General features: G+C 46.9%; 23 protein-coding genes and 1 tRNA gene. 14 read left to right on the forward strand and 10 right to left on the reverse strand.

The features are described 5' to 3' along the window. The first annotated feature begins 5 nt into the window (after positions 1-5). From QFZ51_RS17185 to QFZ51_RS17210, 6 genes are all read left to right on the forward strand, one after another. On the forward strand, positions 6-1,613 hold the full coding sequence (locus QFZ51_RS17185) for a RagB/SusD family nutrient uptake outer membrane protein (RefSeq protein ID WP_429047458.1): 1,608 nt from the start codon (positions 6-8) through the stop codon (positions 1,611-1,613). A 27-nt stretch (positions 1,614-1,640) separates the two neighbouring features. Continuing rightward, positions 1,641-2,765: a SusE domain-containing protein gene (locus tag QFZ51_RS17190; RefSeq protein WP_429047460.1), complete on the forward strand. Its 1,125-nt coding sequence runs from the start codon at positions 1,641-1,643 to the stop codon at positions 2,763-2,765. Between the two features lie 8 nt (positions 2,766-2,773). Further along, positions 2,774-3,919, forward strand: coding sequence for a glycoside hydrolase family 76 protein (locus QFZ51_RS17195; RefSeq protein ID WP_429047462.1), 1,146 nt, complete (start codon positions 2,774-2,776; stop codon positions 3,917-3,919). 14 nt (positions 3,920-3,933) lie between these two features. Next, a complete protein-coding gene (locus tag QFZ51_RS17200; RefSeq protein ID WP_429047464.1) occupies positions 3,934-5,001 on the forward strand; it encodes a glycoside hydrolase family 76 protein in 1,068 nt (355 codons plus the stop codon). A gap of 200 nt (positions 5,002-5,201) precedes the next feature. After that, entirely contained in the window at positions 5,202-5,606 is a 405-nt protein-coding gene (locus QFZ51_RS17205; RefSeq protein ID WP_370910178.1) for a carbohydrate-binding protein, read from the forward strand. A 75-nt stretch (positions 5,607-5,681) separates the two neighbouring features. Further along, positions 5,682-5,765: transfer RNA gene (locus QFZ51_RS17210), tRNA-Leu, on the forward strand. A gap of 118 nt (positions 5,766-5,883) precedes the next feature. Here QFZ51_RS17210 and QFZ51_RS17215 read toward each other — a convergent pair. Next, positions 5,884-6,525 (reverse strand): DUF2490 domain-containing protein, encoded by a 642-nt coding sequence (locus tag QFZ51_RS17215; protein WP_429047466.1) that lies wholly within the window; start codon positions 6,523-6,525, stop codon positions 5,884-5,886. A 313-nt stretch (positions 6,526-6,838) separates the two neighbouring features. Between QFZ51_RS17215 and QFZ51_RS17220 the strand changes: the two genes are divergently transcribed. The 4 genes from QFZ51_RS17220 to QFZ51_RS17235 all read left to right on the forward strand — a co-directional run bounded on the left by QFZ51_RS17220 (position 6,839) and on the right by QFZ51_RS17235 (position 11,781). Then, a complete protein-coding gene (locus QFZ51_RS17220) occupies positions 6,839-8,074 on the forward strand; it encodes a DUF4157 domain-containing protein (protein WP_429047468.1) in 1,236 nt (411 codons plus the stop codon). Positions 8,075-8,224: 150 nt separating this feature from the next. Then, on the forward strand, positions 8,225-9,946 hold the full coding sequence (locus tag QFZ51_RS17225) for a hypothetical protein (RefSeq protein WP_429047471.1): 1,722 nt from the start codon (positions 8,225-8,227) through the stop codon (positions 9,944-9,946). A 131-nt stretch (positions 9,947-10,077) separates the two neighbouring features. Further along, on the forward strand, positions 10,078-10,674 hold the full coding sequence (locus QFZ51_RS17230) for a hypothetical protein (RefSeq protein WP_429047472.1): 597 nt from the start codon (positions 10,078-10,080) through the stop codon (positions 10,672-10,674). Between the two features lie 90 nt (positions 10,675-10,764). Then, entirely contained in the window at positions 10,765-11,781 is a 1,017-nt protein-coding gene (locus QFZ51_RS17235) for an efflux RND transporter permease subunit (RefSeq protein ID WP_429047474.1), read from the forward strand. Here the strand turns inward: QFZ51_RS17235 and QFZ51_RS17240 are convergent, their stop codons facing one another. The 3 genes from QFZ51_RS17240 to QFZ51_RS17250 all read right to left on the reverse strand — a co-directional run bounded on the left by QFZ51_RS17240 (position 11,782) and on the right by QFZ51_RS17250 (position 14,073). Next, a complete protein-coding gene (locus QFZ51_RS17240; RefSeq protein WP_429047475.1) occupies positions 11,782-12,636 on the reverse strand; it encodes a helix-turn-helix domain-containing protein in 855 nt (284 codons plus the stop codon). Positions 12,637-12,666: 30 nt separating this feature from the next. Beyond that, on the reverse strand, positions 12,667-13,656 hold the full coding sequence (locus QFZ51_RS17245) for an amidohydrolase family protein (protein ID WP_429047476.1): 990 nt from the start codon (positions 13,654-13,656) through the stop codon (positions 12,667-12,669). 99 nt (positions 13,657-13,755) lie between these two features. Further along, a complete protein-coding gene (locus QFZ51_RS17250) occupies positions 13,756-14,073 on the reverse strand; it encodes a hypothetical protein (protein ID WP_429047478.1) in 318 nt (105 codons plus the stop codon). Between the two features lie 299 nt (positions 14,074-14,372). Between QFZ51_RS17250 and QFZ51_RS17255 the strand changes: the two genes are divergently transcribed. Beyond that, positions 14,373-16,757, forward strand: a complete 2,385-nt coding sequence (locus QFZ51_RS17255; RefSeq protein ID WP_429047479.1) for an ABC transporter permease — start codon at positions 14,373-14,375, stop codon at positions 16,755-16,757. A 68-nt stretch (positions 16,758-16,825) separates the two neighbouring features. On the opposite strand, the gene msrA is transcribed toward QFZ51_RS17255, so the two are convergent. The 3 genes from msrA to QFZ51_RS17270 are packed head-to-tail and all read right to left on the reverse strand — an operon-like array spanning position 16,826 to position 19,210. Next, a complete protein-coding gene (gene msrA / locus QFZ51_RS17260) occupies positions 16,826-17,317 on the reverse strand; it encodes a peptide-methionine (S)-S-oxide reductase MsrA (RefSeq protein ID WP_429047481.1) in 492 nt (163 codons plus the stop codon). 33 nt (positions 17,318-17,350) lie between these two features. Continuing rightward, positions 17,351-18,520 carry an acyltransferase family protein gene (locus tag QFZ51_RS17265; RefSeq protein ID WP_429047484.1) on the reverse strand — a complete coding sequence of 390 codons (1,170 nt, stop codon included), beginning with the start codon at positions 18,518-18,520 and terminating at the stop codon, positions 17,351-17,353. Between the two features lie 39 nt (positions 18,521-18,559). Next, on the reverse strand, positions 18,560-19,210 hold the full coding sequence (locus tag QFZ51_RS17270) for a hypothetical protein (RefSeq protein WP_429047486.1): 651 nt from the start codon (positions 19,208-19,210) through the stop codon (positions 18,560-18,562). A 125-nt stretch (positions 19,211-19,335) separates the two neighbouring features. Here QFZ51_RS17270 and QFZ51_RS17275 point away from each other — a divergent pair, with 125 nt between their 5' ends. Beyond that, a complete protein-coding gene (locus tag QFZ51_RS17275; protein ID WP_429047488.1) occupies positions 19,336-20,034 on the forward strand; it encodes a hypothetical protein in 699 nt (232 codons plus the stop codon). A 2-nt stretch (positions 20,035-20,036) separates the two neighbouring features. Here QFZ51_RS17275 and QFZ51_RS17280 read toward each other — a convergent pair whose 3' ends face one another. From QFZ51_RS17280 to QFZ51_RS17290, 3 genes are read right to left on the reverse strand one after another with little or no spacing between them, the layout of a single operon-like run. Continuing rightward, the gene (locus QFZ51_RS17280; RefSeq protein ID WP_429047490.1) at positions 20,037-20,753 is read right to left on the reverse strand and encodes a LytR/AlgR family response regulator transcription factor; all 717 of its coding nucleotides are present in this window, start codon (positions 20,751-20,753) and stop codon (positions 20,037-20,039) included. Continuing rightward, positions 20,753-21,778 (reverse strand): sensor histidine kinase, encoded by a 1,026-nt coding sequence (locus QFZ51_RS17285; RefSeq protein ID WP_429047491.1) that lies wholly within the window; start codon positions 21,776-21,778, stop codon positions 20,753-20,755. Before QFZ51_RS17285 ends, QFZ51_RS17280 begins: the two co-directional genes overlap by 1 nt. A 13-nt stretch (positions 21,779-21,791) precedes the next feature. Then, positions 21,792-23,009, reverse strand: coding sequence for an acyltransferase family protein (locus QFZ51_RS17290; RefSeq protein WP_429047493.1), 1,218 nt, complete (start codon positions 23,007-23,009; stop codon positions 21,792-21,794). A 92-nt stretch (positions 23,010-23,101) separates the two neighbouring features. Here QFZ51_RS17290 and QFZ51_RS17295 point away from each other — a divergent pair, with 92 nt between their 5' ends. Beyond that, complete coding sequence (locus QFZ51_RS17295; RefSeq protein ID WP_429047495.1) at positions 23,102-23,638, forward strand: DUF1905 domain-containing protein; 537 nt, start codon at positions 23,102-23,104, stop codon at positions 23,636-23,638. 72 nt (positions 23,639-23,710) lie between these two features. Next, positions 23,711-24,508: a helix-turn-helix transcriptional regulator gene (locus QFZ51_RS17300; protein ID WP_429047496.1), complete on the forward strand. Its 798-nt coding sequence runs from the start codon at positions 23,711-23,713 to the stop codon at positions 24,506-24,508. Positions 24,509-24,537: the final 29 nt, after the last annotated feature.

A 24,537-nucleotide genomic window follows, 5' to 3' on the forward strand; every position in this document is an offset into this window, starting at 1 on the left:
ATTGTATGAAGAAATTAGTTTTATCAATATTAATGGCCGGCACTTTGTTCAGTTGCCGTAAACTGGATCAGCCGATCACCCGGGAGTTCACTGAAACTGCCTACTGGCGTGATTCACAGGATGCCCTCGATGCGTTGACCGCCTGTTATGAACATCTTTCAAAAGATGATTATTTCTTTGGAGATGAAGCGCTGAGTGATAATGCGTATAACAGCGGCGGTGGCATGATGAATGTAAATGCCATTTCCAACGGCGGTTATGATGGCGCCAACGGGCGTGTATCGGATACCTGGTCGTATTACTATACCACTATTCGCAGGTGCAATACCGTTACCACCAATATAGACCGGGTACCCAATATGGACCCGGCGCTGAAAGCCCGTATCCTGGCGGAAACCCGCTTTATCCGTGCGTATGCTTATTTTCAGCTCACCGCCTGGTATGGTGATGTGCCTTTCTATACGGACCTCATCACCATTGATGCTTCCCGTACCATTGCACGTACCGATAAGAACACCGTCCAGGAATTTATATTAGCAGAACTGGCGGATATCCAGAAAGACCTGCCTACTAACACGCAACAGGTGCAGAACGACCGTGGTCGCATTACCCGCGGTGCAGCCATCGCTATGAGCGCCCGTGTACACCTGTTCCGCAGCGAATGGGCAGCTGTGGTAGCAGATTGTGAGAAGCTGATCGGCAAAACAGACAATGGCGCCTATGCCTTGTTTGGCAACTACAGCGGCCTGTTTACCGTAGCCAATGAATATAACAGCGAGGTAATCCTGGACCTGCAATATGGCGGTGGCAGAACATACGACAAGCAACGTTCCTTCATGCCGCAAACCATTGCCGCGCTGAGAAGTGTGCTGGTGCCTACCCAGGACCTGGTAAATGATTATATCATGGCTAACGGTAAAGCCATTGGTGAAGCCGGTTCCGGTTATAATGAGAACACGCCGTATATCAACAGGGATCCACGCTTTGAGGCTACCATCCTGCATCATGGCTCTAAGGTGATTGATTTCGCAGGAGCGGAGCAAACCATTCTTACGCAGCCGGGTTCTGTGCCTGCCACCAATACGGTAGACGACCAGGGCGCTTCTCCCACCGGTTATTATTTCTACAAATATTATGACCGCGCCGCTACCAATTATGCTTCCGGGTTGAACCTGATCATGATCCGTTATGCCGATGTACTGCTGATGTATGCAGAAGCAAAAAATGAGTTGGGACAGATGAATGCGGCCGTATGGAATCAAACGATTCAGCCTATCCGTGTGCGTGCCGGCTTTAACGATGCAGGCGCCACGCAGTTTAATGCAGCGCTTAACCAGGATCAGCAGCGTGTGGTGATCCGCCGGGAAAGAAGAGCTGAGCTGGCGTTTGAAGGACTGCGTATTTACGATGTACGTCGCTGGAAAATTGCGGAGGTAGTGATGAACAGGCCAGTGAGAGGCATCAAAGTAACTTCCGGTGCATTCAATAAAGATCCGAACGGCTACATCATCGTGGAAAACAGGTTGTTTACAAATCCCAAACACTACCTGTGGCCGGTGCCAACCGTAGAACGCGATCAGAATAAAAATCTTTCACAAAATCAAGACTGGTAATATCCTTCCACCTAAAACTGTAATAACATGCAAAAATATCTGATCATCATACTGAGTGTTTTATTCTTTAGTTGCAAGAAAGACGATTATTCACTCAACACCAATATGCAGCCGGTGCCAAAGCTCACCGCGCCGCTGGACAATAAATACATCAAGCTGCAGCCTACTACCAGCGCTACGGTGAGCTTTGAATGGGACCAGGCCCGCGCCGAAGATGGTTCCCTGGTGCAATATGAAGTAGCCTTTGACAAAGCCGGCGGCGATTTCTCTGCCCCTGTGGCAAAGTTTTCTTCTGATGGTGGCGGTGTGCAGAACAAACTGACCTTGTCGCATAAAGACCTGAACAGTGTGGCGGGTAAAGCAGGCATTGCTTCCCTGGCCACCGGTAAACTGATATGGACGGTGCTGGCATCCAAAGGATATAATATCCAGAAGGCAGCCGAAACAAAAACCATTGAAGTAGAAAGACCTAATGGTTTTGCCGAGATCCCTACAGATGTGTACCTCACCGGTGAAGCTACCGAAGTGGGCGCTGACCTGTCGAAAGCCCTGAAGCTGAAATCCACTGCTCCGGGGGTATATGAAATTTATACATCTCTCAAAAACGGTAAATATCATTTCACCAGCAGGAACACTGGTACACCGGATACCTATTCCATTACCGGTACCGCTGTAAAAGAAGGTGGTGAAAGTGAACAAACCGCAGGTACTAAAGTGTATCGCCTGCGCCTGGATTTCAATAACGCCGCAGCAACCGTAACAGAAATAGGCACTATTGGTCTTTGGTTTGCGCCACTGAATAAATTTTTATTCGAGATCAATTATGCCGGTGGCGGTACCTGGAAAATTCAGAGCCAGCTGATCACTTTCAAACAGGAATCATGGGGACGTGATGAGCGTTATAAATTCCGTATCAACGTAAAAGACAGTGATGGCAATGCCGGTGAAGAGTGGATAGGAAGTTCCAATGCAGATAACAACCGTCCAACTTCCGCTACACCGCTGAGTTTCTGGGAGCTACGTCCTATTACCAACAATGACCAGTGGAACTACTGTTACAAGTTCGCTACCGAAGCAGATAACAAGAATTGTGATGTGAACCTGTACTTCACCACGGATAAAAATTACACCCACGAAATCATCGTAAAATAATGACCGCTATGAAGCTGATACGATATTCCCTTTTAATGCTCTCCCTGGCCTTCACTGCATGTTTGAAAGAACCTGTAGATGATGGCCCGGGTCCCGGAGCCAACAAGGCGCGTTATGTTTTCGATTGGGCGCAGATCGGTGATTCCTCTTTACAGGGGCTCACCAGCAATTTCTGGAACCAGGAGAAATATTTTAACGCCAATAATGCGGGTAATGCCACCTTTAATTACTGGCCCAATGCGCATGCACTGGACGTACTAACGGATGCCTATATACGTAAAAATGACCCGGCTATCAAAACCCGTATGGATGATTTGCTGGCGGGCATGAAAACAAAGAACGGCGGTACTTACATCAACCATTTCTATGATGATATGGAGTGGATGAACCTTGCCTGCTTACGCGCTTTTGAGGCCACCGGCGATACCCGGTACAAAGATGTAGCCGTATTGCTGTGGAACGATATCAAAGGCGGCTGGGATGATGTATGGGGCGGCGGTATCCACTGGAATAAGGATAAATCCAAGAACTACAAGAATACGCCTGCCAATGCGCCTGCGTGTATTATTGCCTGCCGGATGTATGGTCTTACCCAGAACCCGGATGATATTGCCTGGGCAAAAAAGATCTACGACTGGCAGAAAGCCACGCTGGTAGACCCGGTTACCGGTCTCGTTTGGGATGGTATTAACCAGGACGGCAGTGGTCAGGTAACCAAGAACTGGAACTTCACTTACAACCAGGGTGTGTTTATTGGAGCAGGGGTGGAGTTGTATAAACTGACCGGTCAGAATGTATATATCAATGACGCATTGAAAACGGCCAACAACGCCTTAGCCGGTGGATTTACCAATGCCAATATCCTGAAAGATGAAGGCGGCGGAGATGGTGGTTTGTTCAAAGGTGTACTGGTGCGTTACCTGATGTTGCTGATCACCGATGGCAGTATCAGCAGCACGGATGTGGCAAAGTATGCCGCTTTCCTGCAGCTGAACGCAGAAACGTTGTGGCTGAAAGGCACGACGCGCCCGCAGGTGTTATTTAACAAGGACTGGTCCACCATGGCTGCCGGCAGCGACCTCACCACCCAGTTGAGTGGCGCTATGCTCATGGAAGCGGCGGTGAAGCTGAAGAGTATGGGACTGATGAAGTAATGAAAATGATAAAGATGGGGAGAAGAATAGTGAGGCTTACCTTTTGGTGTTTGCTGTCTGCCGGCAGCGTATTTGCCCAAAGCAACAGGCAAAAGGCAGAGATGCTGCAGCAGGCAGTGAACAAATATTTGTATGAGCGCAAAACGGGGTTGTATATCCAAACCAGCGACCGTACAAAGAATCATAATCCGCATGCCGACCTGTGGGGTCTTTGCGGGCTCATACAAGCCACCAATGAAATGGAACGGATCCATCCCGGCAAAGTGTATATGGCGCCGGTGGTGGAGGCAATTAACCAGTATTATGATCCTATTCCACCTGCTCCGGGATATGCATCTTATGTAGTGAAGGAAAGGCGGGAGGATAGGTACTACGACGATAACCAGTGGATTGGCATTGCGTACCTGGATGCGTATGCGCGTACCAGGAAGAAGTGGTACCTGGGTAAAGGAACGGAGATCTACCGTTTTATGATGACGGGTTACGATACCGTTAGTGGTGGCGGTTTATACTGGAAGGAAAGAGATCTCACCACGAAAAATACCTGTTCCAACGGACCGGCTATTTTACTGGCGCTGCAATTGTATGATGCGGTTCATAAACAAGCCTACCTGGATACTGCTTTGTTGTTGTACAACTGGGTAAACAGGTATCTCCGCAGTGAGGACGGCGTGTATTGGGATGCCATAAAGCCGGCAGAAAACAACCGTATTGATTCTGCGACGTATACTTACAATGCCGGCGTTATGCTGGAGGCCAATGTAAAGCTGTACCGCATTACAAAGAATGCGCAGTATTTAAAAGAGGCCCGTCATATTGCAGAAGGCAGCTACAGGCGCTTTTTCAGAAATGGAAAGTTTCCTTCTTCGTACTGGTTTAATGCCGTATTGCTAAGGGGATACGAAGCGCTGTACAGGACAGATAACAACCCGAAGTATATCCGTGCCATGCAGGAGTATGCGGGTAAGGTATGGGAGCAGGAGAGGAACAGCAGCAACAATATGGTGGGCAACCGTCCGGAAAAAGAGCTGCTGGGACAGGCGGGGATGATGGAAATTTACGCCCGGCTGGCCGGTATATAAATCAAAGAAATGAAATTAAAGGAGAGGCCCGTAGCATTTATTGTTACGGGCTTTTTCGTGGTTACCCGTGAGCCCGGGTTATTATTTTGCTATAATATTACATAATTCCTTAATTTTATAATTTTTATTATTAATTTATCCCGGGAAGCATTATTTCCTGACCATCTTAGAAAAGAGAAGAAGACAACCTATCCTATCCTATGAGGCTGATGTTATTGCTGCTTTTTGCTTTCGTGCCGGTATCTGTTTTGGGACAGACGGCGGCGCCGGCGGGTAAAAAGGGGAATCGTGCAACGGAATTCCAGATGAAGGAGGGCAGTTATCTCAGCTTTGCCCAGGTTAATTTAAGTCTTGGTGAAATAGGCTTCCGCGTGGAAGTGGCATCGGAGCACAAAAAGAGTAATGCCCGGCTGGAGTTCCGGATAGATAAACCCAAAGGTAAAATTATTGGTACCCTTGACATTCCTTATACGGGAGACAGCACCTATGCGTTGAAGTTAACGGGTAATCTTCGTCATGCCGAAGGCGTGCATGATCTGTACCTGGTAGCGAAGGGCGGGATGCCTTTCAGCATTACAGCATTTGGCTTTATTTTTAATTATTAATATAGGCGTTGCCGTTATTTTTTTGGAAAATTAAAATAGCTGCTTATCTTTGCGCTCCCTGACACGATATCAGTTGCCCAGATGGCGAAATTGGTAGACGCACTGTGTTCAGGTCGCAGCGCCTGCAAGGGTGTGCTGGTTCGAATCCAGTTCTGGGCACTAGAGTGGTTGTAAGTTTGAGGACTTGCAACCTTTTTTTATTTGTGTCAGTGTGGTTTTTGTACGCTTTTTATACTCGGCCCTACTTTCTTCATTAATGTAACAATTTAATTAACCTCTAAATTTTTAAGTGATGCCAGTGAAGGTCGTAAAGTATAGTGTATTTGTCGCATCCCTTTCTGATGTAAAAGAAGAAAGATTGGCTGTTGATGACGTTATTAAGGAGAAAGTGATTGACACCTACTCTGGCCCTGATCCTCGGTACCACCCTTGCTATACCCTGCCGGTCGTCAAAAAATTTGGTTTCAAACCGTACCTGCTGAAAGAGGCTTCCTTTGGGCAGTTTCTCAGCAAAGGAGCCCATAACGATTAACCGCCGCTCGAGGGTTTCATAGTTGCCGGCTTCCTTTATTTCATATTTCTTATTGCGCGCGTAGCCCAGCCACAACTTCATATTTTTGAACCCTGAGTAAGATATCCAGGGCCTGACAACAAACCGTTGTGCATAGGCAAATGGATTGCCTGTATCATATGAGCCCTGGGTAACTATCTGCAGGTCTACTTCGCCGTCGAGATGCCATTTTTTTATCAATGGAAAGGAAAAATCGGTTTCCCCTATGGAAGCAGGAATGAAACCGAAGGTATATGGAGGGGGAGACTGCGCAAAAGCACCACTGCTTGCGAAGAACAGCATAACAGGAATGATCAGCTTGCATGCAATCTTAGGCTTCCACCTGCACTCTTTGGTATTTGTTTGCATTTCAAATTGCAATGACTCATCCCTCCTTTATTAAAGGAAAAATTTTTACCCGATGATATTGTTATGCTTAGTGAACTGAAGATGAGAGCGAGAGGCACTGTTAACCAATTAAACGTTTACGAAGCTGGTTTGTTCAATAATCGTTCGGTTAGTTTTTGAAACCTGGACAGGGCGACCTGTTTCCTGATCTATGAACAAGAGCTCTTTTACCCGGGAAAAATACCCCCTTAGTCATGCCCTCTTTTTCTCCAAATTTTTAGTAACTTCCCTAAAGATGACCCCCAATATCCATTAACATTTAATAGACCCCAGAATGTTCTCTAAAGTACCCAATCAATCACCAGGGATTGCACGTCCACAGCATACCCCATTTTTTACTGCTAAAAATGATCACCCGAAATCTGCCAAACCCAGCTTTTTTCAGCCCCGTCTAAAGGTAGGACAACCAGATACTGTGCAGGAAAAAGAGGCCGACGCCGTAGCGGACGCCGTTACCCAGCCTGCCGCCATGGATCTTAAAATAAATGCTGGCCACAACACATCCTTACAACGAAAATGCGAGACGTGCGAACATGAAGAAGAGCTGACCCGCAAAGAGATCAACGGCGCTGAAGTCTCCGCACCATCCGCAGACATGATCAATGAAGTGATTTCTACTGGCGGACAGCCAATGAATAACGTTATCCAGCGGGAAATGTCAGAGAGAATAGGTTACGACTTCAGCAACGTAGTGCTGCATACAGAAGATAAAGCTGCGCAGTCGGCACAGGCTGTGAACGCCCGGGCCTATACCGTGGGCAATCATGTGGTTTTTAATGAACAGGAATACAACCCTCATTCCCGGGAGGGACAGCATCTGTTGGCGCACGAGCTTACGCATGTAGCGCAGCAAAACGCCGCCGCTCCGGCTACGGTACAACGCCAGGTGGCCGGTACGCCGGGTGGACCGGATCCCTGCTTTAATTTGCTCCAGGAAATCATTGCTTTGCTGGAAGAAGTGGCACACCGTATTATGGATGCTGAAAACGACCGCCATGGCCTCTTTGGCAGGCGTACCCCACATCCCGAGTATGGAAGCTGGGACGGTCACCGCGATCGTTTTAACTATGACCGTGGCCGTCTGCGCACCAAACTGGGTGAATGGGATATTAACGACAGGTGCCGGGGCTACCAGCTCACCAGGGAGCAAGCGCAGGATTTATCTGAAGCAAGGGAATTTGCTGAAAGGGAGTTTCCCACAAGGCCTCTCCCTGCCATGCGGCGGGATGGAGAGCCTGTAACGGCTTCACCTGACCCGGAATTACGGCAACGGGTAGAGCGGTTCCTGATCCATATCGGTATCCCGGCTTTCGCCCTTGGAGGAATGGTTGCATTAGTGGTCGCTGCTTTAGCAGACCCTGAGCCTATAACCAAATTAGGACTGATCATCGGCACGGCCGCCGCCGCGGCCTTATTAATATTCCTGGGTGGAGATTCATCTTCCTCTACATCCGGAGGCACTGTAGCCAGCGAAGATCACACAACCGGAGACGATAGCGCCACTGCATAAACTTACTCACAAAATTAAAGCGGGAGTATCTGAACATGGATACACCCGCTTCTCCTATTGACAAATTATGGAAGGAATGATGTAAATTAGTAATCAGCGACAGGCTTATACCCCGATAGTTTCCATTACCCCAAAGTATTCAATCCCTTTATGAAAACGTTTTATGTAGCATCCGTCATTTGCTGCCTAATGGCCTGTAATTACGGACGCCCGTCCAAAGAGGTAAAAAGCAATGCTAATACCATTGGTTGCACAGTTCCTGCTACCACCGACAAAGAATGGTATACATCCGGTAAGAAAGCGCCTTTATTTGATGGGTTGCAAGGCGTTCATTTCACGATTTCAACATCCGTGAAAGCAGCACAAACTTATTTTAACCAGGGAATGATGCTCTCCTATGGATTTAACCATGCAGAAGCAGCCCGTTCTTTCTTTGAAGCCACCCGGCTGGATTCCACCTGTGCCATGGCCTATTGGGGCTTTGCGTACGTGCTGGGCCCCAATTACAATGCCGGTATGGAATCGGATAATTTTCAGCGCGCCTACGAAGCTGTTGTGAAAGCACAGGCGCTTTCCCATCAGAACAGTCCAAAAGAGCAGGCGCTCATCGCCGCTTTGGCCAGCAGGTATGTTAAAGATCCACCGGCTGATCGCAGCGCCCTGGACAGTGCCTATGCGGCAGCCATGAAAAAGGTATACACGCAATTCTCCGATGATCCGGATATCGGTGCTTTATATGCAGAAGCGATGATGAACCTGCATCCCTGGGATTTGTATGAGAAAAGAACACAAGCGCCCAAAGCATGGACGCCCGGGATAATAGCAGTACTCGAACACCTGATGCAATTGCATCCTACTCATCCTGGCGCGCATCATTTTTATATTCATGCACTGGAAGCTTCTTCGCAGCCGGAGAAAGCCATACACAGTGCGAAATTGCTGGATAGCCTGGTGCCCGGCGCCGGGCATTTACTACATATGCCTTCACATATTTACATCCGTACCGGCGATTATCATGAAGGTTCGCTGTCAAATATCCGCGCGGTAACCACCGATAGCGTTTACACCGTGGCATGTCATGCGCAGGGGGCTTACCCTTTGGCGTACTACCCGCATAACTATCACTTCCTGGCAGCTACGGCTACGCTGGAAGGCCATTCCGCTCTGGCCTGGCAAACCGCTGTGAAATTGCAGCAACATACCTCCGAAGAGATTATGAGCATGCCGGGCTGGGGCACTTTGCAACACTACTATACCATCCCGTTTTATATTGCCGCGAAGTTATCGATGTGGGACACCATACTGGCGCTTCCAGCGCCGGACAAGCACCTGGTGTATCCACGGGCTATCTGGCACTATGCAAAGGGAATGGCTTATTTAGGCAGGCATGAAGTAATAAAGGCCCGGAAAGAACTGGATAGCCTGTATGTACTTGCTGCTGATACCATCCTGAAAAGCCTGACGATCTGGAATATCAATACTTCGGCCGACCTGGTAGAAATTGCCGGAAAGGTGTTGGCTGCGGGCATCGCAGTGCAGCAACAAGCGTCCGGCACGGCTATTTCATTGTTAAAAGAGGCCGTGGCTATGGAAGACCACCTCAACTACAACGAGCCGCCGGACTGGTTCTTCTCCGTGCGGCATCATTTAGGTGCAGTGCTCCTCAAAGCAGGGCAATACCGGCAGGCGGAGACAGTTTACCGGGAAGACCTGGGAATATGGAGAAAGAATGGATGGGCATTGATCGGTTTATATAACGCGCTGGTTTTACAAAAGAAAAATAAGGAGGCGAAGGAAATATTGGCTGCATTCGAATCCGCCTGGCAATATGCAGATGTGAAAATTAATTCATCGTCCAGTATAACAAATTAATTCGCGATTCGGTAGGAGAGCAGTGCCTGCCGCCTGCCGTTGTTACAACCAATTACTTGATTAGCCAGGAAAATCATTACCTGGTAATCAAATATATAGTTATTTTTGCTACTATTTGAAATATCCTTTCTATGAAAATAAAAGATTCCGGCGCCGGAAAATTAGTAATTCTATCAACTGCATTTGATACGAGGTCCAAGATGCTATATTTATTTTACTTCATTGTTTTATTCACGTTAGGAACATTCATGCTCCGTGTAGTTTTAACAAACTCCGACAAAATAGTAGCGTTAATTGTAGGTGGCTTGTTTATGTTGTTGACTTATGCAGGAGCTTACCAGTTCGCAAATAAAATTGTTATGACAGAACAGATACTTGTTACCAGGGAGTCCTTGCATTTAATAAGGAAAGGGATTTTCAGATCGGCAATACAGGTCTTCGACATACAGAAAATATCCAGTTTCAGACATCTGGCAAAACCAACCTTAACCCGGCATACTTTAGCAGGAGGAGAATTTGATTATCTGGGGTTTCAGACCGGACAGCAGGTAATTAATGATATGCATGGGGATAATCAGCTTGCTTTTGATTTTGAAGGAAGAACAATTAAATTCGGTAATAATATTCCTTCATGGGATTTTGAAGCGCTAGAATCAATATTTCTTAATCTAACCGGAAAGGACCTTACAGTCGCCGGGAAAGAAGATGACTCGTTTTCTGAAAACTGAATGAATAAAACGAACGGAATCTAAATATAATTTATCTTGTGCCAGCCTGATATTTAAAATCATTTTTCCTTGTTGAATAATTTCAGAAAGATGTTTGAGAACCCGTTGAAATGGCTGGTAGCAGCCACGATTATTTATACTGTATTTAGTTGCGGCGAAACAGCGGCAACCAAACACCCCGTAAAGCAGTCCCCTCACCAGGCCTTACCATCTATACAGGTAAGGGCGTTTTATCCTGGCGCCGATGCCGGGAAGTTATTGGATTCAGTATCCGCGCCATTAAAAGATGCTTTCTCCCAGTATGCCGGAAACATGGATCATATAACCTATACGGCCAATATCGATGGTTCATTCATTGTTACGGTTTATTTTAAACCAGGTATTGATCTGGACTCAGCTGCAACGGGTATATCCAACGTGGTGGCAGTAGCTTCGCCACAACTACCGTCACCCGTAGTACAATCAGGCGTTACCGTTACCCGGCAAAATGAGTCCATTGTAATGGCGGTGGGTATGTATGCGGAGGATACCGGAAGTTACGATCAGGCATTCCTGGTAAATTATACGGCAACCAATATTGTTCCTGGAATACGGGGAATCCCCGGGGTCAGTCATTTGATCACTTTTAACAAGAGTAAAGATTCGGTGATGCGTATCTGGTTAAATGAAGAGCACATGGCCGCTGCTCATCTCACCCTAAAGGAAATATTAACAGCCATTCCGGCAGGGCAACTGGATGCAGTAACGGGAATGTTTTATAAGAAAAGTAAATCATCATCTGATTATATTATTAAGTGCAGTAGTAAGCACAACCAACCTGCTGAGTATGGAAATATGGTTATCCGCAAGGATGCTGATACCATCCTGAGATGGAAGGACGTGGCGACGAAGATTGAATTTGGCCCTTATACTTATGGAAACTTTTCGCGTATCAATGGTAAGCCTGGCGTTAACATCGTGGTAATGCAGTGGGCGGATTCAAATTATAGCGGGATTCAACCAGCGGTAGAAAAGGTGATGGAAACAGCATCAGCACAATTTCCAGTGGGTATAAAACACGTGATATCATATAACCCTAAAGATTCTTTATACATTTCAGCAGAGTAACTAGCTTGGATCTTTGAGTTTTTTACGAAAAGTAAGGGCAGTCATTCCTGTTTCTTTACTGAAAAACCGGGAAAAGTAAGAATGGTTTTCAAAGCCCAGGTCATCGGCTATTTGTTTTACATTCAGGTCGCTGAAATATAGCAGTCGCTTTGCCTCTATAATAATCCTGTATTTTATCCAGAACGAAACCGGGGAACCGGTTATTTTCTTCAGGCACTCATTGAGATACGGCTCTGAAATATGGAGCATGTCGGCGTAATCCGAAGGACTTTTGTGTTGTCTTATATGTTCGCCAAGCAATTTTTTAAATTTGAGCGACAGGTAGGCTGGCCTTGAACTGCCGGTACCGGCATCCCCGGAGACACGTACAGTGTCTGCTGCCATTTCAAAGAAGGAGCGAAGTAATGAATGAAGTACCGTTAAACTGCCAGGAGGTTGATCCGTCATTTTGCTATACAGGATGCTAAGGAGCTGGTTGTAGTGATGTGCATCGCTGCGCGATAAAGTAACAGGTTCCTGGAAGCCCGACCAGCTATCGAAAGCATGGCGGCAGGCGGGATCAATTAACGAAGGATCTGCAGCGATGAACCACCCGTTTGCTTTGTCGGCTTTAATCCGGTAGTGAATCTGTTCCGGCAGAATATAATAGAGTTGATTTGCACGCACGGTTTTTTCTTCAAAGTCTACCACGGCTGTACCGGCGCCTTTCAGCATGATGAAAAAGATATAGTGATCATCCCGGTGCGCGCCCGGTTGTGCGGGCGGTTTATCATCTGTTCCCTTGTGAGTGAATGGCTTCAGCAGGTAACCGCGACTGGTGCTGTCCTGTAATTTATGTACCGGAATATTCTTCATGAGTTTAAAAGTAAGTATTTTAACGCAGGTTCATGAAGCCTGTAACCGGAGTAATTTATCTGCATTTCCATGGGCAATTTTTGCTACCTGCTCTGCGGGAAGCTGGATGTTATTTAAGAACTCGATGCCCATCTGGTTCGTGCTGAAAGGATAGTCCACTGATAGCATAATGTTGTCGATACCAATCGTATCGAGTGCAATCTGAAGGGGTGGTTGTGTAAAGAAGCCACTTGTGGTGATATAGAGTTGCCGCCGGAATGTATCGATCAGTGTGCGTTGATTGCGCCCGCCATTGCCGGGTTGAAACGACCGGTTGGATCTCGCCCACATCATGGGTAACATTTCGCCCATATGACCGATAATTATTTTTAGTTCCGGGTAAACGTCAAAGATACCTGCCACCAGCAGGCGTAGCACGTGAATAGCGGTTTCCGAATGCCATCCCCATCCCCAGCAGGCAATCGCATCAAAAGGCCCGGTATCATGCCCTATGTTGCTGTAATAGGCATCTATCACCGGTTTGGGTGGAAGACCCGGATGGATGTAAATAGGCACACCCAGCTTTTCAGCTTTTGCAAGCACCGGCGCAAATTTAGGAGCGTCCAGGAATTCTCCGTTTGTAAGTCCCCTGATCATGGCGCCACGAAAGCCATAAGATTTTACGGCGCGCTCAAGTTCGTCGGCCGCCGCTGCGGGTGCGGTCATTGGGAGATGTGCAAATGCGGTGAACCTGCCGGGATAGTTGTTGATTTTCTCCGCCAGCAGATCATTGTATTTTGAAGCAAACGCCGGAGCGCTGGTGGTGTCCAGCAGGTTTACATCGGTGTTTTCAACGGATAATACCTGCATGGATATCCCGGATTCGTTCATGGAATCCAACCGTTCACCGGTAATGTCGGCCAGCTTTGGCATCATTTGCATTGCCACGGCTGATGGCCGTGTATTGCTCAGGGTACCGGCGGGAAGAAGATGGGTCATCTCCGGGAAGGATACATGTTCTTCTAAGGTTACTATTCTCATTTTGATGTATTTGAACAATGCAAAGGAAAGATAGTAACCATAGAAAATCAATGCCCATCCAGTGGTGATGATAGCACAATTCGCGGTAAAATTTTGCGGTCAGTCATTTTTATCCGTACTGTATTCGTTATTTTCTTCATCTTCTGCGCCGTTCCGCTCCTGGTCATCGTCGAGCTCTGCGCCGGGTACATCCAGGTCTCCGGCTTCATTCAGTGGGTCTCCGTCGTCATCTGCATTATCTACCACGGCTCCGCGCATACGTAATTCCTCCGAGTAAGTTGGATCTGTGGTAGATGCTTCTTCCAATAGTTCTTTCTCTTCTTCGCTTACATCTGCATCCGCATCTGCCGTTGTATCTTCCTCCGGTAAATCGTCTTCATTGAGCAGGTCTTCGTTTAAGTCATCTTTATTAATCATAACCGTTGTTTTATGGGTGAATGATATTGTCCTGACCATCTGTTCCAACAAAAGGCAGACCGGATAGCAGCAGGTGGACAATGCAGGCGGAGAGATGATCCTGAGCGGGTAAAGTTGATGGATATAGTAGGGAGATTTGGACAAATTGTAGACCAGCCTGATCGTTGCGGTGTCCATTTTCAGACACCGGTGTTCATATCCGGACAGATACATGAAAATAAAATATTCGTAGAATGTCTACCAGTAAGCATTTCAGGTGTGGCAGTATTATTGTTTTTTCAATGGCAAACCAGTTAGCTATGTTAAGAAATCATGCTAAAATTGCCTGGAGAAATCTGTTGAAAAATAAAACTTTTTCGCTCATCAATATTGTGGGACTATCTACTGGTATGGCGGTAGCCATGCTGATAGGTTTATGGATATACGATGAGCTTACTTTCAGTAAAAATCATGCGAATTACGACCGTATTGTATCTGTGATGCAGCACCAAACCTTTAATGGCGTGGTGGGTACGCAAACGGCTAATCCTTACCTGCTGGGAGAGGAGATCCGGGATAAATACGGCAGCGATTTTAAATACGTGGTCATGGCATCGTGGCCCAACAAACACCTGCTGGCTTACAACAACAATGTGGTTTCCCAAACCGGGAATTATTTTGAACCGGATTTCCCGGAAATGTTGACGCTAAAAATGCTGAAGGGGACCCGCGGCGGATTGAAAGATCCTGCGTCCATCCTGCTGTCGGCTTCCACTGCGAAGGCGTTGTTCGGGAATGCAGATCCGGTAGATAAGCTGGTGAAACTGGATAACCAGACGCCGGTGAAGGTAACGGGGGTGTATGAAGATCTGCCCTATAATTCGGCTTTCCGGGACCTGGCTTTTATGGCGCCGTGGGAGTTGTACCTGAGCAGTCAGCCCTGGATCAGGGAGATGGAAAACCCGTGGCGATCCAATTTTACGCAGACCTATGCGCAGCTGGCGGATCATGCCGACCTTGAAAAAGTATCCGCTAAAATAAAAGATGTAAAACTGCACAAAGTGCGCGCAGCAGACGCCGCTTTTAAACCCGAAGTTTTTCTTCATCCCATGAGCAAATGGCATTTGTACGCCGACTGGGATAACGGGAAGAATATAGGTGGCAGGATCCAGTTTGTATGGCTTTTCGGGATCATCGGTGTATTTGTGCTGTTGCTGGCCTGCATCAATTTTATGAACCTGAGCACTGCCCGTTCTGAGAAAAGGGCGAAAGAAGTGGGCATCCGCAAGGCAGTTGGTTCCCTCCGGGGACAGCTGATCACGCAGTTCTTCAGTGAATCGCTTTTGCTGGCGGCTATCGGTTTTGTGGGAGCGTTGGTGCTGGTGCAGGTCGGGCTGCCGGTATTTAACGAGGTAGCTGATAAGAAGGTAAGCATTCCGGTTGGCAGCCCGGTATTCTGGCTGGTTTGTTTCGGTATCACCTTATTCACGGGTTTAATAGCGGGCAGTTACCCGGCGTTATATCTTTCTTCTTTTGAGCCGGTAAAAGTACTGAAAGGTACTTTCCGGGCCGGACGTTATGCCGCTATTCCGCGGAAAGCACTTGTGGTGATGCAGTTTACGGTATCGGTGATCCTGATCATCGGAACGATTGTGGTATTCAGGCAGATTCATTTCGCTAAGAACCGGCCTACGGCCTACACCCGTGAAGGATTGCTCCTTATCCCGGTGTCTACCGGCGCATTGAAAGACCATTTCGAGGTGATCAGGAATGAGTTGACATCATCAGGCGCCCTTACGGAGATGGCTTATTCTTCCGCGCCTACAACAGATGTGGATGCAATAAACAATGGTTATACCTGGAAAGGGATGGCGCCAGGTGCACAGGGCAATTTTGGCGCAGTAACGGTTACGCATGATTTCGGGAAAACGATCAACTGGCAGATCATATCAGGACGTGATTTTTCGAGGGATTTTGCTTCGGATAGCACGGCGATGATCCTGAATGAATCGGCTGTTAAGTTTATGGGGCTGAAAAACCCGATAGGAGAAATTGTAAAAAAAGATGGCCAGCCTTTTACCGTGATCGGTGTGATAAAGGATATGGTGATGCAGTCGCCATACGAGCCGGTTTTCCGGACTGTTTTTACACTGGACTACAATGCTGCCAATGTGATCAATGCGAGGATAAACCCGGCTAAACAAACCGCTGATGCGCTGGCCCGGATTGAGGGCATCTTTAAAAAATATAACCCTGGTATTCCTTTCGTTTACAGGTTTGTGGATGATGAGTATGCCGCTAAATTTGATGCAGAACAACGCATTGGTAAACTGTCGAGTTTTTTCGCGGTGCTGGCGGTATTCATCAGTTGCCTGGGGCTTTTTGGCATGGCGTCTTTCATGGCCGAGCAACGGGTAAAGGAAATAGGGGTGCGGAAAGTTTTGGGCGCTTCCGTTTTCAACTTATGGCGTTTGATGACAAAGGATTTTATTATGCTGGTTGTTATTGCTTTGGTGATAGCGGTGCCGGTGGCCTGTTATTTTATGAACAACTGGCTGCAGCGTTATGAATACCGTACGGAAATATCGTGGTGGATCATTGTGGCTTCTTCTGCAGGAGCGTTGTTAATCGCCTTGCTGACGGTGAGCTACCAGTCGATAAAGGCGGCATTGATGAACCCTGTTAAATCGCTGAGATCGGAATAGCTAAGCGCTATTTATCTTTCTATAAAAAAAGGAGAAAATGAAGTGGATTCATTTTCTCCTTTTTTATGTTAATTTATTTTCCATTCGGGCCTTACAAAGTGGCAGGTATATCCATGCGGATGCTTTTGGAGATAGTCCTGGTGTTCTTCTTCGGCGTTCCAGAATGCTGTTGCCGGAACCACTTCTGTTACAATGGGCCCCGGCCATTTACCGGAGGCATTCAGTTCTGCGATTAAGGCTTTGGCTGTTTCCTGTTGCGCTTCGTTCTGGTAAAAGATAGCGGAGCGGTAGGAGGTGCCTATATCATTGCCCTGCCTGTTGCGCGTGGTAGGGTCATGTATCTGGAAGAAAAATTCCAGGAGGGAGCGGTATGATAACACGGCTGAATCAAAGGTAACCTCAATACCTTCCGCATGGGTGCCATGGTTCCGGTAGGTGGCGTTTTGAACATCGCCACCGGTGTATCCTACCACTGTTGAGATCACGCCGGGTAGCTGGCGGATCAGTTCTTCCACGCCCCAGAAACAACCACCGGCAAGAATCGCTTTTTCAATATTCATATGTCTTTCCTCTTTTAATCATGTGAAGTTAAGTCATGCTGCGGAATCCTTGGTGAGAAGCGCCACATTTTTATGGGTAATGGCTTTCCGCTTATTCAGTATACGCTGCCGGAGCCGCAGGAACGGCGCCTCTACCGCCTTATTCAGGATGAATGCTCCTAAAACGGCAATAAGCAGGCATAGCACCAGCATGAGGCTTCCCTTTGGCGCGATGCCTGTTTGTGCCAGCAGGGGCTGCACCAGGTGTATCACTCCTTTGTGCGATAAATACAATGCAAAGGATAGTTTAGCTATTAAGGCAGTAACACGGCTGTTGTACCGGTACAATATGCCTGTCGGACTTACCGCTGCTATCACCATCAATCCATATCCTGCCGCCACCAGCGGGTAACCGAATATGGAAGCGTAAAAGCTTTCCTGTTCATTGCACAGGAACCAGGCGCCTGTAAGCACAAGCAGGGACAATAATAAAATAACGTTTCCACGTTTGATAATCCATGTTTTTGCAGCTGGTTTGAATGCAAACAGCACAGCAATGGAAACCCCGGCAAGCAGGCCATCAAGGCGGGTATAAGTGGGGTAGTACATGTGCCGGTACCAGATCACCCAGAAATTGTCCTGTTCTGCGTGAGGGGCAATCAGGGCGTACCAGCAGTACAGCCGGATACCGATACCCAATATAAACAACGCCGGCAGCAGGAATCCCGCTTTTCTCCATACCTTGAAACGGAGCAGCGTAACCAGCACCAGCGGGAAAAGCAGGTAAAAGTGTTCTTCCACGCACAGCGACCATACATGAGAGAACGTGCCATAGTTTTTAATGTCGAAATTGAAGTTCTGCGTAAAGGTCAGGAACTTCCAGAGCGGTGGCAGGGCTTCCCTTTCGTGGAATGCCGGAAAAAGGAAGTAGATGGTGAGTACCACCAGGTAAGCCGGAATGATCCGGAAGAAACGTTTGATAAAGAACTCCGGCAGGGAGATGTTTTTCCCTGACGCCATGTTTACAAAGAGGGGATAGGATATGAGATATCCGCTTAATACGAAGAACAGGTCTACGCCTGTCCACCCGAAGCCCATGATATTATCCAGCCATTGCGGATGTTGGAACATGCGGTAGTGATAGAACAACACCATGAGTATTGCCAGCGACCTTAAATGATCCAGTCCGGAGAGTTTTTTAACCGTTATGTCGGTGTTTGTCATGAAAAATGCCTGTCTGTTGATCCTTGTAAAATACAGTCTTTAAAAGAGATATGCAATGGATGGGGGAGCACATGTCCTGGAATGCCCTATGGCAGGGCTGGGAGTAGGGGAATGCCCGGACGGGAGGTGGACTTGATCAGGTGTTGAGTTGGTGATGACGCTCATGCGGTTAACTTTACCCGGAGCGTACCGTAGTACCCGTTTTACACCGGCCAGGCGGTTTCCTTTGCTGGATTTTTGTTTGTTGACCGGCAGTACGACTGCTATTATATCGGCGGCCATAAACCGGCGGTTTAGTGTAGGGGTGGCGCTGTTAAATATTCTCACCTGGAGCGTAACGAGCAAGATTCCTTTTCCAGGAACGTTGGCTTCCAGTGTGGCGCCATTAAATGGTTCCTCTATATTTGTGAACAGGGAGGAGCTGCGGCTGCCGGTTACCCGATGCGTAACCGGATTGATGCGAACGGCGATAACGCTGATCTCCAGCAGATCGCCGGCGGTTGATGGCGACCAGGTTTGTGCGGGGATCGCCAATGTGCCGACGCCGAAATTCCGGGATGACTGCCGTGTAGCGGTGGTTTGTTTTACTTCTTCGGGCATGGAACGGACGAAGTAACTTCCGTTTCTCCGGTAACCGATGAGGTTACCCAATTTCCCTGTAAAAGGGAGTATTCCTGTTTGTTTTGCCATGGGTTAACTTTTTGATTAAAAATACAAAAAAATGTGGAGGCGGGAAGGGGGCCTAAATGCGATCCCCATGAAAATATTCTCCGTTGCCTTCGTATATTGCGGTTGCAAATAAGTGGATACAGGCTATGCAGGCTCCTTACCTAATAGGACAAATAAAACCATTAACCCCGGCTGAATTTCAGCAAATAACCGATGCGGTACCATTTCTTTTGCCGGTGAGCTACCGGGATTTTCTTTATACTTACGGACTGGGAGCCATCAATGAACTACTGATGATCCATCAACCCGATGAAGCGTATATCCGGTCTAATTTCGGGGAGTATATGGATTTATGGGAGCTGCCGGAGAGTGAAGAACCTGCAGTGCTGAATGGGTTAACCATTGCGACTACGATTGATGGAGATATCATTGCTGTAATTGACGATAGCCAATATCCTTTTATTATCCTGCCGCGGCATTCAGATAAGATCCTGCGGTTTGCCGCCTTTGAGGAGGTGATTGATTATTACGATCACACGTATCATTTTTCAGGAGATGTATATTTCGACAGTTACTACCACTACGAGCAGGAGAACATTACTTTCGTTAACGGACCGGCCATTGATAAAGCATTGTTTGAAAAGGTTCACCAGGATTTTCTCGCGCATGCGCCATTCGATAAAGTTTATAACGCGGAAAGGCAGCCTAAATATGTTATCCAGGAGATGGGCGGCTGGGTGTATTTTGATAATATTTATAAAAGTTCAGTGCGGATTAAGTACCAGTCGCAATACCGGCCGGCAGCCGGTAAGGTCATACAATTTATCCGGGACCGGATGAAATGATGTTATTTATTTTTCAGCAGCCTGTTGTTGACGATCTTCTCCAGTAATTCTTCTTTCTGGTACTTACTGATAGGTACTTCATGATTGCCCATGTGTAATACGTTTCCTTCAATGGCGCTGATATGATTGATGTTAACGAGATAGGATTTGTGTGGTTGCAGGAACTGCCGCGCAGGCAAACTTTCCTGTACCGATTTCAAGGTTGTATGGGTGATGATTTTTTTGTCTGCGGTATAAATCGCCACATAGTTGCCCAATGCTTCTGCAAATAAAATATCATTGAATATTACTTTCTCCAGCTTATTATCTGTTTTTATAAAGAAGTAAGGTTGTTCTTTGCTGATGTGCTGGGAGGAAAAATAATCAAATGCTTTATTGGAAGCTTTGAGGAAGCGGTCGAATGAAATTGGTTTTACGAGGTAATCCAGTACATCCAGCTCGAAACCCTGTATGGCATATTGCTCGTATGCGGTGGTAAAAATCACTTTGGGCGGATTTGGATAGCTTTTCAGGAATTCGATGCCGGTGATATAAGGCATTTCAATATCGAGAAACAACAGGTCCACAGGTTGTTGCTTCAGCAGGGTATTGAGCTGTATGGCATCTTCACAAACAGCTATTACCTGCAGGAAAGGCGTTTTCTGGGCATAACGTTGTAATCCTTCTCCGGCGAAAGGTTCATCGTCGGTGATAATGCAGCGTATCGTTAATTGGTCCATTATCGCGTAGTGAGTTTTAGTTCAGCCAAAAAGCTATCTTCTTTAATTTTCGCGGTAAACGTATGTTTACCGGGGTACAACAGTTCCAGTCTTCTTTTCAGGTTATCTAACCCGATGCCTCCTTTTTCCTGGAAGCTAATTTTATCGGGTATTGAATTCTCTACACAAAAAGATATTTCATGATCCTGTTTTTTTAGATCGATATTGATATGAAAATTACCACCAACATATTTAAAGGCATTTTCCACCAGCGGCAGAAACAGCAGTGGATATACCTGTTCATCGTGCAGGGCTTCATCAAAAAATACGTTGAGCTGCAGCCTGCGTGACGACCTGATCTTCTGCAGGGCAATAAAGTTCTGCAGGTATTGTATTTCATTCATCACGCTTACCGTTTGCTGCTGATCGTACAATTGGTAGCGGAGCAGTTCTGAAAAACGTTCCACTGTTTTTTTAGCTGCCTCCACATCCATATCCATCTGGAAATATATTGTGTTTAGCGCATTAAACAAAAAATGGGGGTGGTATTGTGCCCGCAGGAATTTGAGTTCTGTTTGCAGCTGGTCGTTGGTGATTTTCTCCAGCTGCAGCCGGTTATTGATATATGCCTGTAAAAAAGAGTTGCTTCTTCGTACCCCATAGTAGATGAGGCAATATAACAACGGGATCACATTGATATCGATGAGGTCGAACGATTGCAGGCCGTTGTCAGTGAAGGCGGCCATGGGCGTAAAAATGGCGTTTTGTATAAGTTGATTGATGATAAAGACATATAATAATTCCTTCAGGATGATTTTATAAGAGAAGCCGGCCTGGCTTTTTTGATCGAAATAGCGGAACAGGAGGTTGAAGATCCACACAAAAAGGTAGCCCATCAGCATACTGGATCCTATTTCAATCATGTTAACCAGTAGTGGCCGGTACCAGAATTTCATTTCTGTTATGCTGTCCGTAAGCAGGCGGATGGTAAAGTATACCAGCAGGCCATATAACGGGGGAAAGAAATATTTCCAGAATATTTTCATGATAGCTGATTAATTATGCCACTTCAGGTTGTGCCGGTATTAACTTTGTTTCTTTGGACCTGCGATCTTTCCCTTCCCGTGCCGGTGGTTTCATGCCAAACAGGAAACGCATGATGGCAAAGGGTCTGATAAACAAATGGAAGATGAATATACTGATTAAAAAAGTAACCAGAACGGTAAAAGTGTATTTCAGTCCAACGCCATCAGGTACCCGCACCAGGTAATAAGTAAGTATTACAATAACCGTTTGATGCAGGATGTAAAACGGATATACGGCCTGGTTGGCATATGCCAGGATGGGCAGGGGTTTATTGAGATATTTTTTTGCGTAGCCAACAATCGCCAGTACCCACATCCAGGCAACAATTCCTCCTAAAGCCATATATACATAAGTAAAGGGTACATGTTTAGCATTGTCGTTGAAGAGCCAGGGTTCCATTTTATTCCAGCGCAGGTAGTTAATGATCATAAGGCCGGCGAAAGCGATGGCCAGTGAAAACCGGCGGTTCCGTTCCAGGCTGTCCATGAACAGGGGATTGGCAATGCAGATAAATCCTGCCAGTACATAAAACAACCAGTAGAAGAAATAGCCGTAGTCATGTACCAGGTCGCCGGTTTGCGGGAACCAGATGAGCAGAAAGGTGTGCACCAGTGTTCCCGGGATGATGAGCAGGTAGATATACCGTTTGCTTCCCATCCAGTTTAATTTTTGAAGTAGATTTTTGCCTTTGCCGGAGATCAGCCATACGAAAACGGGCGCAAAAATGATATCATATACCAGCAGGTAAGCGATAAACCACAGGTGGTGCCAGCTCATGTTGCCGTGCGGATAGGCGCCGGTGGTAAACATACTGGTGTAGAAGTCGAAGAAGTTGCCTTTGAAGCCCTGGGTGAGGCGTTCCATGTATACCTGAGGTGGAACAATAATCAATATGCCCACCAGCAACGGAATAAACAGCCGCCGGAAACGCAGGCCGATAAAGCTGCCGCCGGAATTACGCTGCAGCATAAGATAGCTTACTGTGCCGGAAACAAAGAACAGCAGGGGCATGCGGAAGCGGTGGAGGAAGTCGTTCATTTCAAGCAGCACATTGCTGGTTTCTTTATTTTTTATATGCCATCCCCATTCAGACACATAGGGCATCGCGGAATGGAAGAACAGGACGCCCAGGATAGCGATGATGCGGAGCCAGTCTAAATACGCCAGCCGGGAAGAAGATATTGGTTGCATAGATAATTGTTTAGTGCAAACCTATCTGACCGGCGGTTTTCAGGAAAACATTTTTGACATGTGGACAGTTTCCGGTGTTGAAAAGATCATTTATGTTAAAATACAATAACTTTAAGGCTCGTTCCATCTCTGATATTATGGCTGCTACACCAATCGTCCGTCAATCCTACCGCCTTGAGAAAATCCCCGGGAAAGGTGGATGGACTTTCGCGCGTATCCCCGAAATTACGCCCGATAAAGTGAAAGCGTTCGGATTGGTAAGAGTAAAGGGGGTTATTGACGACCATGAAATAAAAAAATGCCACCTGATGCCTATGGGTAATGGGGTGTTATTTCTTCCTGTAAAAGCAGCTATCAGGAAGAAAATAAAAAAGAAAGAAGGCGATTGGGTGGAAATCACTTTGTTCCGGGATGATGATCCGCTGGAAATACCGGAGGAGCTGAAGGCTTGCCTGGAAGACGAGCCCTCTGCTAACCGTTTCTTTGCATCCCTGTCTGAAAGTGAGCAGAAATTTTATATCGACTGGATTTATTCCGCCAAAAGAACGGAAACGAGAGTAAGCCGTATGACTAAATCGATCATCCGGTTATCGAGGGGACTAAAATTGTATGAAAGGGAAGAAATGTAAACTCAGTTAAGAAAACGAAATGGTTAAAGTATCTTTGATAACCGTTACGCCTAAAGGATACGGGCCCGTTTTATGAGTATTATCCTGTCGCCAGGTAATTATTTTGGCAAAGAACAACAGGTCAGCGAGAATGCGTCTTTCCGGCTGAACATCACGGCATACCAGCCGGATGTGCAGATCCGTGAGCACTATCATGAAAATGCGTACCTGAGTTTGCTGATCAGCGGCAGTTATGAAGAGAGAAGTAAAAAAACGGAGAGCGGGGTGGTTCCCGGCGAAGTGCTTTTCCGGCCGGCCGGATACAGCCATGCCAACCACTTCCAGGCAGTAGGCGGCAGGTGTTTGAATATAGAATTTAAACCAGGCGGATTGCAGGAACTGGAACTGGATCATTTGCTTCCCCGCACCGCGGCGATCTATAAAACCGGCACATTCGATTACCTGTACCGCTTGTTGTATGCTTTTGTACAGGATCCGGGCAGTTCATTACCGGAAGAACATATTATCAACTGGCTGTGTGAATATACCAATGACAAAATGCCTGAGCGCCTGCCCTGGCTTCCTAAAGCAAAGCAGATCCTGGAAAATGAATTTGATACCCATCATACTATTCAGTCGTTAGCCGCGCGGGTGTTTGTACACCCCGTTTACCTGGCCCGGGCCTTTAAAGAAAGGGAGGGGATTACGCCCGGCGAGTACCAGTTAAAGATGCGGGTGCGAAAAGCGATGACCTTGTTGTTCACCACTACGTTGCCGGTAACAGATATTGCCTTTACCGCCGGTTTTTCCGATGCTTCCCACCTGGTAAAGTGTTTCCGGTTGTTTTACCGTGCTACTCCCCATAAATTCCGGGCATTGCTAAAAAGTTAATCCGGTACCATTTTATTTGTGGCGCCGGC

Source organism: Chitinophaga sp. W3I9 (assembly GCF_050434025.1).
In the GTDB taxonomy this organism is placed as follows: Bacteria; Bacteroidota; Bacteroidia; order Chitinophagales; family Chitinophagaceae; genus Chitinophaga.

Coding starts and splice junctions, on each gene's coding strand:
- QFZ51_RS17185 (WP_429047458.1), top strand. CDS start 6: ATGAAGAAATTAGTTTTATCAATATTAATGGCCGGCACTTTGTTCAGT.
- QFZ51_RS17190 (WP_429047460.1), top strand. CDS start 1,641: ATGCAAAAATATCTGATCATCATACTGAGTGTTTTATTCTTTAGTTGC.
- QFZ51_RS17195 (WP_429047462.1), top strand. CDS start 2,774: ATGAAGCTGATACGATATTCCCTTTTAATGCTCTCCCTGGCCTTCACT.
- QFZ51_RS17200 (WP_429047464.1), top strand. CDS start 3,934: ATGGGGAGAAGAATAGTGAGGCTTACCTTTTGGTGTTTGCTGTCTGCC.
- QFZ51_RS17205 (WP_370910178.1), top strand. CDS start 5,202: ATGAGGCTGATGTTATTGCTGCTTTTTGCTTTCGTGCCGGTATCTGTT.
- QFZ51_RS17215 (WP_429047466.1), bottom strand. CDS start 6,525: ATGCAAACAAATACCAAAGAGTGCAGGTGGAAGCCTAAGATTGCATGC.
- QFZ51_RS17220 (WP_429047468.1), top strand. CDS start 6,839: ATGTTCTCTAAAGTACCCAATCAATCACCAGGGATTGCACGTCCACAG.
- QFZ51_RS17225 (WP_429047471.1), top strand. CDS start 8,225: ATGAAAACGTTTTATGTAGCATCCGTCATTTGCTGCCTAATGGCCTGT.
- QFZ51_RS17230 (WP_429047472.1), top strand. CDS start 10,078: ATGAAAATAAAAGATTCCGGCGCCGGAAAATTAGTAATTCTATCAACT.
- QFZ51_RS17235 (WP_429047474.1), top strand. CDS start 10,765: ATGTTTGAGAACCCGTTGAAATGGCTGGTAGCAGCCACGATTATTTAT.
- QFZ51_RS17240 (WP_429047475.1), bottom strand. CDS start 12,636: ATGAAGAATATTCCGGTACATAAATTACAGGACAGCACCAGTCGCGGT.
- QFZ51_RS17245 (WP_429047476.1), bottom strand. CDS start 13,656: ATGAGAATAGTAACCTTAGAAGAACATGTATCCTTCCCGGAGATGACC.
- QFZ51_RS17250 (WP_429047478.1), bottom strand. CDS start 14,073: ATGATTAATAAAGATGACTTAAACGAAGACCTGCTCAATGAAGACGAT.
- QFZ51_RS17255 (WP_429047479.1), top strand. CDS start 14,373: ATGTTAAGAAATCATGCTAAAATTGCCTGGAGAAATCTGTTGAAAAAT.
- msrA (WP_429047481.1), bottom strand. CDS start 17,317: ATGAATATTGAAAAAGCGATTCTTGCCGGTGGTTGTTTCTGGGGCGTG.
- QFZ51_RS17265 (WP_429047484.1), bottom strand. CDS start 18,520: ATGACAAACACCGACATAACGGTTAAAAAACTCTCCGGACTGGATCAT.
- QFZ51_RS17270 (WP_429047486.1), bottom strand. CDS start 19,210: ATGGCAAAACAAACAGGAATACTCCCTTTTACAGGGAAATTGGGTAAC.
- QFZ51_RS17275 (WP_429047488.1), top strand. CDS start 19,336: ATGCAGGCTCCTTACCTAATAGGACAAATAAAACCATTAACCCCGGCT.
- QFZ51_RS17280 (WP_429047490.1), bottom strand. CDS start 20,753: ATGGACCAATTAACGATACGCTGCATTATCACCGACGATGAACCTTTC.
- QFZ51_RS17285 (WP_429047491.1), bottom strand. CDS start 21,778: ATGAAAATATTCTGGAAATATTTCTTTCCCCCGTTATATGGCCTGCTG.
- QFZ51_RS17290 (WP_429047493.1), bottom strand. CDS start 23,009: ATGCAACCAATATCTTCTTCCCGGCTGGCGTATTTAGACTGGCTCCGC.
- QFZ51_RS17295 (WP_429047495.1), top strand. CDS start 23,102: ATGTTAAAATACAATAACTTTAAGGCTCGTTCCATCTCTGATATTATG.
- QFZ51_RS17300 (WP_429047496.1), top strand. CDS start 23,711: ATGAGTATTATCCTGTCGCCAGGTAATTATTTTGGCAAAGAACAACAG.